A 12,175-nucleotide genomic window follows, 5' to 3' on the forward strand; every position below is an offset into this window, starting at 1 on the left:
GCTGGACAGCCCCCTGCCCGTGGTCATATCATCTGACCAATTCGGGAGGGGGCCATGCCATTCCAGCGCATCGAGGCCGAGCGCCTGTCGCATTCCGTGGTGCGGCAGATCGAGCAACTGATCCTCAGGGGCATTCTGCGCCCCGGTGAACGGCTGCCGTCCGAGCGAGAGCTGAGCGAGCGGTTCGGCGTCTCGCGCCCCTCGCTGCGCGAGGCCGTTGCCGAGTTGCAGGAGCGCGGGTTGCTCGCCACGCGGGCGGGTGCGGGCATCTACGTGGCCGATGTCCTCGGCTCGGCCTTTTCGCCGGCGCTGATCCAGCTGATCGCCAGCCACGAGGAAGCGGTGTTCGACTACATCGCCTTTCGCCGCGACCTCGAGAGCATCGCGGCAGAACGCGCGGCGCTGCACGGGTCGGACACCGACCTGAAGGTGGTCGACACGATCTTTCGCAAGATGGAAGCGGCGCATCGCAAGCGCAACCCGGCCGACGAGGCCGAGCTCGATGCCGAGTTCCACATCGCCATTCTCGAGGCGTCTCACAACGTGATCCTGCTGCACATGATGCGCTCGATCTTCGACCTGCTGAAGCAGGGGGTGTTCTTCAACCGGCAGATGATGTTCCGCCAGCGCACCACCCGCGACCTGCTGCTGGACCATCACCGCAAGATCAACGACGCGCTGCAGGCGCGCGATCCGGTCGCGGCGCGGGCGGCGGTGGAGGAACATCTGACCTACGTGGAAAGCCAGCTGGGCGATCTGAAGAAGGCCGAGAAGAACGAGGCCGTGGCCCGGATGCGCTACGCCCATGAACAGGAGCGCGGCTGAGGCGGACGAGGGCGCTCCCGCCCGGCTCGGCCTTGCGGCCTGCGCCGGTTGGGCCCGGCCGCGTGGCGGGCCTGCGGCCCGGTCACGCGGCGGGCGCTTCGGGGCGGGCGGCTGGCCCCTGACCCGGTGTCCTGTGCCGTGGCTGGCGGCGGGCCGTCCGTATTTGGGGAAAGGTGAAGAGGGCGGTTGGTGCTTTGCCTTGGTCGCGGGGCGGGATATGCCGCTGCGGGACGGGGGACGCGGAGAACCGGGGGCAGGATGGACAATCTCAAGGGCATGGCGTGGATGACGCTGGCCATGCTGGGCTTTGCGCTCACCGACATGGTGCTGGTCTTCGCCACGCGGGAGCTGCCGCTGGGGCAGATCCTGTTCCTGTTCGGGATCGGGGGCGCGGTGCTGTTCGGGATCTGGGCGCGGCTGCAGGGGCATCGCTGGCTGTCGCCGGTCCTGCTGATGCGGCCCGTGATGCTGCGCAACGCGGCCGAGGTGCTGGCGACCGGGGCCTTCCTCGTGGCGCTGTCGCTGATCCCGCTCTCGACGCTGTCGGCGGTGATCCAGGCCAACCCGCTGCTGGTCACGCTGGGGGCGGCGGTGTTCCTCGGTGAAAAGGTCGGCTGGCGGCGCTGGCTGGCGATCGGGGTGGGGTTGTGCGGGGTGCTGGTGATCCTGCGCCCCGGCGCGGAGGCCTTCGACCCGAACATCCTGTTCGCGGTGGCCGCGGCGGTCGGGCTGTCGCTGCGCGACCTGGCCACGCGGCCGGTGCCGAAACATGTGCCCACGACACTGCTGGCGAGCTACAGTTTCGCCGCCGTGGGAATGACAGGGGCGCTGGTCCTGGTGATCTTCGGCGGCTGGGTCACGCCCTCGCCCGCCATGGCGGTCACGCTGCCCGCGGCGGTTCTGACCGGGATGCTCGCCTATTTCGCCATCACCGCCGCGATGCGGGTGGGCGAGATCGCGGTGGTCACGCCGATGCGCTACACGCGGCTGGTCTTTGCCTTCGTGATCGCCGTCGTCGTCTTCGACGAGACCATCGACCCGATGACCATCCTGGGCGTGGCCATCGTGGTGGCGACGGGGCTTTATACCCTGTGGCGGGAACGGCAGGCCGCGCGCTGAGCCGCTGCCGCGCCGTTCAAGGGCACGTTCAAGGCCCCCACCCCCGCGCCCCATGCCAAACGGCCGCGGCGTGGTGGCGGCAGGACCGCGCGCGCCCTCTTCGCTTGCGCGGCGGGGCTTGCTATAGAGCGCGCGACAGCCAGACCGGAGAGGGACACCCCATGAGCTTCATCATCGACATCCACGCCCGCGAGATCCTCGACAGCCGGGGCAACCCCACCGTCGAGGTCGACGTGACGCTGGAGGATGGCACCATGGGCCGCGCCGCGGTGCCGTCGGGCGCATCCACGGGCGTGCACGAGGCCGTCGAGCGCCGCGACGGCGACAAGAGCCGCTACATGGGCAAGGGCGTGCTGGAGGCCGTGGCCGCCGTCAACGGCGAGATCGCCGAGGCGCTGGTCGGCACCGACGCCACCGAGCAGGAGGCGATCGACGCGCTGCTGTGCGAGATGGACGGGACCGAGAACAAGGGCCGTCTGGGCGCCAACGCGATCCTCGGCGTCTCGCTCGCCGTGGCCAAGGCCGCGGCCGATCACGTCTCGCAGCCGCTTTTCCGCTACGTGGGCGGCACCGCGGCCCATGTCCTGCCGGTGCCGATGATGAACATCATCAACGGCGGCGAGCATGCCGACAACCCGATCGACATCCAGGAATTCATGATCATGCCGGTCTCGGCCACCTCCATCGCCGAGGCCGTGCGGATGGGGTCGGAGGTGTTCCACACCCTGAAGAAGGAGCTGTCGGCGGCGGGCCTGTCCACGGGCATCGGCGACGAGGGCGGTTTCGCCCCCAACCTCAGCTCGACCCGCGACGCGCTGGATTTCGTGCTGCGCTCCATCGAGAAGGCGGGCTATGTGCCCGGCGACGACATGATGCTGGCGCTCGACTGCGCCTCGACGGAATACTTCAAGGACGGCGCCTACGTGCTTGCGGGCGAAGGGAAAACCCTGACCCCGGACGAGAATGTCTCCTATCTCGAGGCGCTGGTGAACGACTACCCGATCCTGTCGATCGAGGATGGCTGCGCCGAGGATGACTGGGACGGCTGGGCGACCCTGACCGAGGTCCTGGGCCACCGGGTGCAGCTGGTGGGCGACGACCTCTTCGTCACCAACCCCGCTCGCCTGCAACAGGGGATCGAGCGGGGCTGCGGCAACTCGCTGTTGGTGAAGGTGAACCAGATCGGCACGCTGTCGGAAACGCTGGCCGCGGTGAACCTTGCGCATCGCAACCGGATGACCTGCGTGATGTCGCACCGCTCGGGCGAGACCGAGGACGCGACCATCGCCGATCTCGCGGTCGCCACGAACTGCGGGCAGATCAAGACCGGCTCGCTGGCGCGCTCGGACCGGCTGGCGAAATACAACCAGCTGATCCGCATCGAGGAGATGCTGGGGGATACGGCGGCCTACGCGGGGCGGTCGATCCTGCGGGGGTAAGCATGAGGCTGGATCGGCGCGAAGCGATCAGGCGACGGGTGGAATCCGCGTCCGCCTACCTTCGCGCCGGACAGTGCCTGAGGACGAAACTTGAGGATTTCGGACCTTCAGGCACCGTTCTGGACATCCTCGCCTTCGAGATACTGCTGAAAGCCTTGGTCCTTGCGGAAGGCAAGGAACCGAAGTTTAGCCATGACTACTACGAAGGCTGGCTCAAGCTCGATACTGAAACGCGCGCCCGACTTATCAAGTATGCCAGCGTGCGATTTGCCGGACACTCGGATTTCAGCGATCCCGAGAAGCTCATGACGGCGTGGAATGAAGCCTTCACGAAGTATCGGTATGACTACGAAGTAAACGAAACGCGCTCCATTGATGAGATCAAACGGGTCAGTCAGCAGTGGTTCAGTGAGGAACTGAAAAATCAGCGGTGGGACAGTGAAGCGTGGGACAATGAACGGTCGAAAAAATCGAACGAAACGGCTGATTTCGCCTTTTATCCACTCGAACTACGAGGCTTGGCTGAAGCCATCCAGGCCGAATTGAAAGTTCATGTGTCGGACTGACATGACCCTGAAAGCGTTTCCCAAAGCCCTCATCTTCGACGTCTTCGGCACCTGCGTGGACTGGCGTGCCTCCGTCGCGCGCGAGGTGGCGGCCGCCCTGCCCGGCGTGGACGCCGCGGCCTTCGCCACCGCCTGGCGGGCGGAATACGACCCCGCCATGGCGCGCATCAGGCAAGGCGGGCGCGGCTACGTGCCCCTCGACGACCTGCATCTCGAGAACCTGCACAGGGTCGCCGCCGATCTCGGCGTGACCGCCCCCGACAGCCTCAACGCGGCGTGGGAGCGGCTCGACCCCTGGCCCGATGTCGTCGCGGGCCTCACCGCGCTGAAGCGCCATCACATCATCGCGCCCTGCTCGAACGGCTCAATCGCGCTGATGACGCGGCTGGCACGCTACGCCGCCCTGCCCTGGGATTGCATCCTCGGGGCCGAGATCGCGCGGGACTACAAGCCGAAACCGGCGGTCTATCTCGCCGCCTGCGCGACGCTGCGCCTCGCCCCGGCGGAGGTGATGATGGTCGCCGCCCATAATGACGACCTGCACGCCGCGCGGGCCTGCGGGCTGGCCACCGCCTTCGTGCCCCGCCCCACCGAACACGGGCCGGGCCAGACCCGCGACCTTGCGCCCGAGGCCGCGTGGGACATCACGGCCGACGACTTCCACGACCTCGCCCGCCAGCTTGCGCCGTGATGCGCGCAGGCAACACAGCGCGAAAGGACTCCGCCCAATGACCATGACCGCCGACCAGATCATCGCCCGGCTGGGCCTCGCCCCCCATCCAGAGGGCGGGCATTACCGCCAGACCTGGGTCGCCACGAACGAGGGCCGCCCCACGGGCACCTGCATCTACTTCCTGCTGAAGGCAGGCGAGGCGAGCCATTGGCACAAGGTCGATGCGACCGAGATCTGGCTCTGGCACGCGGGCGCGCCGCTGGTGCTGTCCATGGCCAAGACCGACGAAGGCCCCGCCACCGACCACCTGCTGACCCCCGACCTCGACACGGGCGCGCCGCAGATCATCGTTCCCGAAGGCCATTGGCAGGCCGCGCGCACCACCGGCGATTTCACGCTGGTCTCCTGCACCGTCTCGCCGGGCTTCACCTTCGAGGGGTTCACGCTGGCCGCGCCGGGGTTCGACATCCCGCGCGGATAGCCCATGACCAACCGTGATGCGCGGCATCTCGAAATCGCGCTCGCCCGGCCCTGCGCGATGGGCTAACCGGGGCCCATGACGCGCGCGACGACCCTGACCACCCCCACCCCCGCACCCACCCCCAAGACCGGCGACACGCCGGCGGGCTTTGCCTATGCCGCGTCCGCCTACCTGATCTGGGGCTTCCTGCCGCTCTACATGAAGGCCATAGCCCACATCCCCGCGGTCGAGATCATCGCCCACCGGGTGCTCTGGTCGGTGCCCGTGGCGGGCGCGGTTCTCCTGGTGCTGCGCCGCACCGGTGACCTGGTGACCGCGCTGCGCAGCCCGCGCATGGTGGCCATGGCCGCGGTCACGGCAAGCCTGATCTCGATCAACTGGGGCGTCTATGTCTGGGCCATCGCAAATGACCGCGCGCTGGATGCGGCGCTCGGCTACTATATCAACCCGCTCTTCTCGGTCGCGCTCGGCGCGGTGATCCTGCGCGAACGCCTCTCGCCCGCGCAATGGACGGCGGTGGGGCTGGCCGCGGTCGCGGTTGCGATCCTCACCGTCTCGGCGGGCGCGGTGCCCTGGGTGGCGCTGGTGCTGATGACGACCTTCGGCATCTACGGCTTCCTGCGCAAGACGCTCCCCATCGGCCCCAACCAGGGCTTCCTGCTCGAGGTGCTGCTGCTCTCGCCGCCGGCGCTGGCCTATATCCTCTGGATCGGACCCTCCGGCCATTTCCTGACGACCTCCTGGACCGACAGCGCCCTTCTGATCGGCGCGGGCGCAGTCACGGCGATCCCCTTGATGCTCTATGCCAACGGCGCCAAGGGGCTACGCCTTTCGACCATCGGCATCCTGCAATATATCGCGCCCACGATGATCTTCCTGATCGCGGTCTTCGTCTTCGACGAGCCCTTCGGCCCCGCCCGCGCCGTGGCCTTCCCGCTGATCTGGGCGGCCCTCGTGATCTACACCGCCTCGATGCTGCGCAACCGCCCCCCGCGCGCCTGAGCATCTTCATCCCCCAAATATGGCGGGGGAGTCGCGGAGCGACGGGGGCGGAGCCCCCCACGCGCCGAAGGCGCCAACAAAGGACTCACGGAGCGAAGCGACCTCAAGGGAACGCGGCAATGCCGCTCCTTTTGGTCAGGGGCGCGACACCCGGCCCCCGCCCACCGCCGTGGCCACGCCCGTGGTGCCGGGGGCCGAGGTCGGCAGGCCGCGCAAGACCCTGACCGCGAGATAGGCGAAGGCCTGCGCCTCGAGCGCGTCACCGTCCAGCCCCGCGGCCTCCACCGGCTCCACCGGGCGGCCGAGCGCCGCCTCGAGCATCTCCATCAGCCCGGGGTTCAGCCGCCCGCCGCCCGTGACCAGCAGCCGCGCGGGGCGCGCGGGCAGATGCTCCATCGCCTGCGAGACCGCCCCCGCGGCACAGGCCGCGAGCGTCGCCACCGCATCCGCTATCTCCATCCCCGCGATCCAGTCCGCCAGCTGCGGAAACCCGCCGCGGTCCAGCGATTTCGGCGGCACGCGCCGGAAATAGACATCGTCGAGAAACACCGCCACCGTCTCGGCATCGACACGCCCCGCCCGCGTCAAGGCCCCGTCGCGGTCGTAGGGCATCCCCAGCCGCGCCTGCACAAGATCGTCGATCGGCGCATTCGCGGGCCCCGTGTCAAAGGCGAGGCAGGCCCCCGGCAGCTCGGGCCGCGCCACGCGCGGATCGACATAGGTGATGTTGCCCACCCCGCCGAGGTTGAGGAAGGCCATGGGCCGCGTCTCACCCACGAAGCGCGCCAGCGCCCAGTGGTAGAAGGGCGCCAGCGGCGCGCCCTGCCCGCCCAGCTCGACATCGTTCGAGCGGAAATCCCAGACCGTCACCAGCCCCGCCTCGGCGGCGAGCCGCGCACCATCGCCCGCCTGGTGCGTGCGCCCCCCATCGGGGTCATGGGCCAGCGTCTGGCCGTGGAAGCCGAAGACCTCGACGCCATCGCACCCGTCAAACCCGGCCAAGGCCGCGAGATGCGCCTCCTCGACCGCGCGGGCGGCCTCGGCCACGCCCGCCTCGCCCGGCCAGCGCCCCAGGGCCGCGCGGATCGCCGCGCGCTCGGCCGGGTCAAAGGCACGGTATCCCGTGGGCCCGAAACCCGTCACCGCCACACCGTCGGTCTCGATCACGGCAAGGTCGACCCCGTCCATCGATGTGCCCGACATGGCGCCAAGCGCCCGCACCGGCCCCGATTTGTCGCTCTTTCCCTTCACGGCCATGCCCGCTATAGCCTCGCCCCACCGACGTCAGAACATGGACCGGAGCCCGATGACCTACCAGCCCAAATCGGAGTTCCTGCGCGAGATCATCGCGCGCGGATTCCTCGCCGATTGCACCGACCTGCAGGGCCTTGACGAGACGCTGCTGAAGGGCCCTGTGACCTGCTACATCGGCTATGACGCCACGGCGAAATCGCTCCACGTGGGGCATCTTCTGAACATCATGCTCCTGCGCTGGTGGCAGAAGACCGGCAACCGCCCGATCACGCTGATGGGCGGCGGCACGACCAAGGTGGGCGACCCCAGTTTCCGTGCCGACGAGCGGCCCCTGCTGACGGCCGAGCAGATCGACGCGAATATCGCGGGGATGCAGCGCGTCTTCGACCGCTACCTCGGGTATGGCGCGGGTGAGACCGACGCTGTCATGCTCAACAACGCCGACTGGCTGGACGGTCTGAACTACCTCGATTTCCTGCGCGACATCGGGCGGCATTTCTCGGTGAACCGGATGCTGTCGTTCGAGAGCGTGAAGTCGCGGCTGGACCGCGAGCAGAGCCTGAGCTTCCTCGAGTTCAACTACATGATCCTGCAGGCCTATGATTTCCTCGAGCTCTACCGGCGCGAGGGCTGCGTGCTGCAGATGGGCGGCTCGGATCAATGGGGCAACATCGTGAACGGGATCGACCTGTCCCGCCGGGTGCTGGAGGCCGAGATCTTCGGGCTGACCACGCCGCTTCTGACCACGTCGGACGGCAAGAAGATGGGCAAGAGCCAGGGCGGCGCGATCTGGCTCGACGGCGAGATGCTCAGCCCCTACGAGTTCTGGCAGTTCTGGCGCAACACGACCGACGCCGACGTGGGCCGGTTCCTGAAGCTCTATACCGAGATCCCGGTCGCGGAATGCGAGCGGCTGGGCAGCTTGCAAGGGGCCGAGATCAACGAGGCCAAGATCGTGCTGGCCAATGCGGTCACGACCCTTCTGCACGGGGCCGAGGCGGCGGCGGCGGCCGAAGCCACCGCGCGCGAGGTCTTCGAGAAGGGAGGCATGGGCGAGGACCTGCCGACGCTGACACTGAGTGCGGCGGAGCTGGCCGAGGGCATCTCGGTCGCGCAGCTCATCACGCGCTCGGGGCTGGCGAAATCGGGCAAGGACGCCAAGCGCCTGATCGCCGAGGGCGGCGCGCGGATGAATGACGCGGCGCTGACCGATGCGGGGCTGATGATCGGGGCCGCCGATCTGGCGCAGCCGATCAAGCTGTCGGCGGGCAAGAAGCGGCACGCGCTGGTGATGCTGGCGGAGTGAGCGGCGCTTAACCCTTTCTAAGGACATGGGTGGCAGGCTGCCGCCCATGTTCGACCTTGGCCCGATCCACGATCCCTCCACGCTTGTGCCGCTGCCCGAGCCGCTGCAGCAATCGGCGCTCTACGCCCGCGCCGTGACACGGCTGGGCGGACGGTGTCGCGTGCTCGACCTTCCCTCCGGTCCCGTGCGGGTGATCTCGCGGCGCTTCCCCCTGCTGGGCGAGGTCGCGCTGATCTCGCGCGGGCCGCCGGGGCTGGACCTGACCACGGCACCGGATTTGCGCGCGCGGACCGGGGCGCGGCACCTGATCGTCCATGCCGAGGACGCAGGCTGCGCCGGGGCGCTGGCCGATGCCGGGTTCCGCCGCATCGCCCGGCCCCGGCAGATCGCCGAAGTGCCGCTCGCACCGTCCCACGCAGCGATGCTGGCGGCGATGCGCGGCAAATGGCGCAACCGGCTGCGGCACGGGCTGGCGCAAGGGCTGACCGTGACGCAGGCGGCGATGCCGCCCGACCCGCGCCACTGGCTGCTGGCCGCCGAGGCGCGGGCGGCGCGGCGGCTGGGTTACCACCCCCTGCCGCCCGTCATGATCGCCGCACTTGCGGGCGCGGACCCCGGTGCCGGTCGACTGTTCACAGCGCGCGGTCCCGACGGCCCCATCGCCGCGATGCTCTTCTTCCGGCATGGCCGAACGGCCACCTACCAGGTCGGCTGGTCCGACGCCGCGGGGCGCGCGGCCTCGGCCGGGCCGGTGCTGATGTGGCACGCGATGCAGGCGCTGCAGGCGAACGGGGCCGAGGTGATCGACCTCGGCCTTGCCGAGCCCCGGACCGCGCCGGGCCTTGCCCGGTTCAAGCTGGGCACGGGCGCACGGCTGCGCGTGCTTGGCGGCAGCTGGGTCTCGAGCTGCGCCCTGCCCCGTCGCAGGCGCCCGATGGCGCGGGCCTTGGTGCGTGACGGCGCGCTTGGACATGGAGAACACGCGATGCCCTGACCCTCCACCACCGCGGCCCGCACGCCGCCTCAGCCCGCCACCGCCCGCAGGAGCCGCGCGCGGGACGGCGGCACGGCGCTGATCTCCAGCCCCGTGAACACATGCAGCGTGCCGAGGTCGCGGTCGATCACCGCGTGGTCGCTGACCCACCCCCCCATCAGCAGGTAGGTGCGCAAAAGCGGCGGCATCTTGGCCTGAGCGCGCTTCAGATCGGGCTTGCGGCGCAACCGGCTGGCGAAGCGGAAGACCGAGGGGGCCTTGACCCGCGGAAGCCACCGCTTCGGCGCGATATGCCGGTCGCGCAGCAGCGCGAAGGCGTCGTAATACTCCCGCGCCTCGGTCCCGTGGAAGGAGGAGCAGCCAAACAGCATCTCGACCCCCTCGCGGTCGACCCAGGCCGTCATCGCCCCCCACGCGACGCGCAGGATGTCGGGATCGTGCAGGTCGGGGTGGATGCAGAACCGCCCCATCTCGACCATCGGGCCGTCGAAACCCGCCAGCGCCGACAGCTCGTAGAACTGGGCCGAGTAGCTGCGCCCGATCTCGGCCCCCGAGCGCAGCCGCAAGAGCCTGAAACAGCAGACCAGCCGCCCGCCCGCGACCTCTTCGACCAGCATGTGAGTGCAGGCGCGGTCGAAATCGTCGGCATCCAGCCGCTGCGCATCAGGGCCGCGAAAGGCCAGCGTCCTGAGCCGCTGCGCCGCTTCGAGGTCGGCGTCGCTCTCGGCCAGCCGCGCCTGGTAACGACCTTTCGCAAGGGTCAACATCGGCCTGCTCCTGCGCTGCCGCGTCTCGTATCGGTCACGGACCTGCATAGGATGCGCCTGTGACGCCACCGCGACAAGGGGGAGGCGGGCCTGGGTGCGACGAGCTACCGCAACGGAGGCCGGCTGCCGCTCAGTCGGCCAGCGCGTCGGCCACGTTGATCCGGCCGAAATTCGACAGGATCTGCGCAAGGAAACTGATCTCGCGCACCGAACTGGTCGTCACGCGGCGCGAGAACTGGACGATGTTGCCGTCCTCGAGCCCGAATTCCTCGATGTTCGAGACCCGCCCGCGCCCGTCGAAGGACACCGCGATGACCTGGCGCTCGACCACTTCGGGGGCGCGGTAGGCGTAGTTGCGCATCCGGTAGGCGTTGTAGAACCACGCCTCGTCGCGCATCACGCCAGCGGCACCCGGCGTGCCGATGGCCTCGGCCACGGCCTCGCGGCTGTCGCCGATGTCGACCGCCGCAAGATCCTCGGCCGGAGGCACGTAGCCATGATTGTCGAAGGTCGCCGCGCAGCCCGCGAGCGTCACGGCCAGGACAACCGCCACAAGACCTTTCCGGATTGCGCCGCCAGAGATGTTCATGCGTGCCCTCTTGCCTCGATCCCGCCGACGCCGGTTGCCGGTCACCCTTGCAGCCGCGTCGAAAGCTTTCTATCCGCTTAACTTACCCCGGCCCACAGGGCAAGGACGCGAGGAGGCGGAGACATGCCAAGCGAAGACGCAACACTGGCGCTGGCGCGCCTGTCGCGGGCCGCCGACCGGCCCGTCAGCGTCACGCCCGACGCGCAGGCACGCGCGCGGCTGGCGGATGAGCTGGGTATCGACGGGCTGCGCAAGCTGCGACTCGAGGGGCGGCTGATCCCCACCGGCAAGCGCGACTGGCGGCTCGAGGCGGTGCTGGGCGCGACCGTGGTGCAACCCTGCGTCGTGACCGCCGCGCCCGTCACCACGCGGATCGACGAGCCGCTGACGCGCCGCTACCTGGCCGAGATGCCCGAGCCCGAGGGCGACGAGGTCGAGATGCCCGAGGATGACAGTGCCGAACCGCTGCCCGACACGCTCGACCTGCTTGCGGTGCTGACCGAGGCGCTCGCGCTCGCGCTGCCGCCCTATCCGCGCGCCGAGGGCGCGGAATTGCGTGCCGCGGTCTTCGCGCCGCCCGGCGTGGCACCGATGACCGATGAGGACGCCAAGCCACTGGCCGGGCTCGCCGCGCTGCGCGACCGGCTGGGTGGCACGGGACAGTCAGATGACGACAGCGGCGAGGGGGCGTGATCGGACCCCGGATCAGGGCCGGAAAAGAGGTCGGGAAAAGGGCTTGCATGACCCCGGAATCCGGGTATGTTCCCGGCCTCATTCGCCCCAAGGCTCCGGGCGCGGGTCAGCCGCCCCGTTCCAGCCACTCGGCGCAGTCCAGACCGGTCTGCGACGGGGACGCCGAAGGCGACCTGAGAGACGAGATTTTTTGACTGCACCCGGGCGGTGCGCGATGCGACCGCCCCCCAAGACTTGAGGTTGTGACATGGCTGTCCCCCAGAATCGAGTGACGCGCTCCAAGCGCGGTATGCGCCGCGCACATGACGCCCTGGTCGGCGCCAATCCCAACGAGTGCCCGTCCTGCGGCGAGCTGAAGCGCCCGCATCACGTCTGCCCCTCCTGCGGCACCTACAATGATCGTGAGGTCATGGCGCAGGCTGACGAGATCGACCTGGACGAAGACGCGGCCTGAGCCTGCGTGACGC

14 protein-coding genes are annotated in these 12,175 nt (G+C 69.2%); 11 read left to right on the forward strand and 3 right to left on the reverse strand.

The genetic code is table 11. The features are described from left to right. Positions 1-54 precede the first annotated feature (54 nt). The 7 genes from QQK83_RS09600 to rarD all read left to right on the forward strand — a co-directional run bounded on the left by QQK83_RS09600 (position 55) and on the right by rarD (position 6,105). Positions 55-825: a FadR/GntR family transcriptional regulator gene (locus QQK83_RS09600; protein ID WP_284263690.1), complete on the forward strand. Its 771-nt coding sequence runs from the start codon at positions 55-57 to the stop codon at positions 823-825. A gap of 258 nt (positions 826-1,083) precedes the next feature. Further along, complete coding sequence (locus QQK83_RS09605) at positions 1,084-1,944, forward strand: DMT family transporter (protein ID WP_284263691.1); 861 nt, start codon at positions 1,084-1,086, stop codon at positions 1,942-1,944. Between the two features lie 161 nt (positions 1,945-2,105). Further along, positions 2,106-3,383 (forward strand): phosphopyruvate hydratase, encoded by a 1,278-nt coding sequence (eno, locus tag QQK83_RS09610; RefSeq protein ID WP_284263693.1) that lies wholly within the window; start codon positions 2,106-2,108, stop codon positions 3,381-3,383. Positions 3,384-3,385: 2 nt separating this feature from the next. Next, positions 3,386-3,949 carry a hypothetical protein gene (locus QQK83_RS09615; protein ID WP_284263695.1) on the forward strand — a complete coding sequence of 188 codons (564 nt, stop codon included), beginning with the start codon at positions 3,386-3,388 and terminating at the stop codon, positions 3,947-3,949. 1 nt (position 3,950) lies between these two features. Next, positions 3,951-4,640 (forward strand): haloacid dehalogenase type II, encoded by a 690-nt coding sequence (locus QQK83_RS09620; RefSeq protein ID WP_284263697.1) that lies wholly within the window; start codon positions 3,951-3,953, stop codon positions 4,638-4,640. 43 nt (positions 4,641-4,683) lie between these two features. Then, complete coding sequence (locus QQK83_RS09625; protein ID WP_284263748.1) at positions 4,684-5,103, forward strand: cupin domain-containing protein; 420 nt, start codon at positions 4,684-4,686, stop codon at positions 5,101-5,103. Between the two features lie 75 nt (positions 5,104-5,178). Beyond that, entirely contained in the window at positions 5,179-6,105 is a 927-nt protein-coding gene (rarD, locus tag QQK83_RS09630) for an EamA family transporter RarD (protein WP_284263700.1), read from the forward strand. Positions 6,106-6,240: 135 nt separating this feature from the next. Here rarD and QQK83_RS09635 read toward each other — a convergent pair whose 3' ends face one another. Then, positions 6,241-7,362 (reverse strand): anhydro-N-acetylmuramic acid kinase, encoded by a 1,122-nt coding sequence (locus tag QQK83_RS09635; RefSeq protein ID WP_284263702.1) that lies wholly within the window; start codon positions 7,360-7,362, stop codon positions 6,241-6,243. 49 nt (positions 7,363-7,411) lie between these two features. Between QQK83_RS09635 and tyrS the strand changes: the two genes are divergently transcribed. After that, complete coding sequence (gene tyrS, locus QQK83_RS09640; protein WP_284263749.1) at positions 7,412-8,665, forward strand: tyrosine--tRNA ligase; 1,254 nt, start codon at positions 7,412-7,414, stop codon at positions 8,663-8,665. 25 nt (positions 8,666-8,690) lie between these two features. Continuing rightward, entirely contained in the window at positions 8,691-9,659 is a 969-nt protein-coding gene (locus tag QQK83_RS09645) for a GNAT family N-acetyltransferase (protein WP_284263704.1), read from the forward strand. 29 nt (positions 9,660-9,688) lie between these two features. On the opposite strand, the gene QQK83_RS09650 is transcribed toward QQK83_RS09645, so the two are convergent. Next, on the reverse strand, positions 9,689-10,426 hold the full coding sequence (locus QQK83_RS09650; RefSeq protein ID WP_284263707.1) for a GNAT family N-acetyltransferase: 738 nt from the start codon (positions 10,424-10,426) through the stop codon (positions 9,689-9,691). Between the two features lie 130 nt (positions 10,427-10,556). Continuing rightward, the gene (locus QQK83_RS09655; protein WP_284263709.1) at positions 10,557-10,979 is read right to left on the reverse strand and encodes an outer membrane protein assembly factor BamE; all 423 of its coding nucleotides are present in this window, start codon (positions 10,977-10,979) and stop codon (positions 10,557-10,559) included. 159 nt (positions 10,980-11,138) lie between these two features. On the opposite strand from QQK83_RS09655, the gene QQK83_RS09660 reads away from it, so the two are divergent. Beyond that, positions 11,139-11,708, forward strand: coding sequence for a YceD family protein (locus tag QQK83_RS09660; protein WP_284263711.1), 570 nt, complete (start codon positions 11,139-11,141; stop codon positions 11,706-11,708). 247 nt (positions 11,709-11,955) lie between these two features. Further along, entirely contained in the window at positions 11,956-12,162 is a 207-nt protein-coding gene (gene rpmF / locus QQK83_RS09665; RefSeq protein WP_284263713.1) for a 50S ribosomal protein L32, read from the forward strand. Positions 12,163-12,175 lie beyond the last annotated feature (13 nt).

Origin of the sequence: Roseicyclus amphidinii, assembly GCF_030163755.1 — a bacterium.
GTDB classification, from domain to species: Bacteria; Pseudomonadota; Alphaproteobacteria; order Rhodobacterales; family Rhodobacteraceae; genus Roseicyclus; species Roseicyclus amphidinii.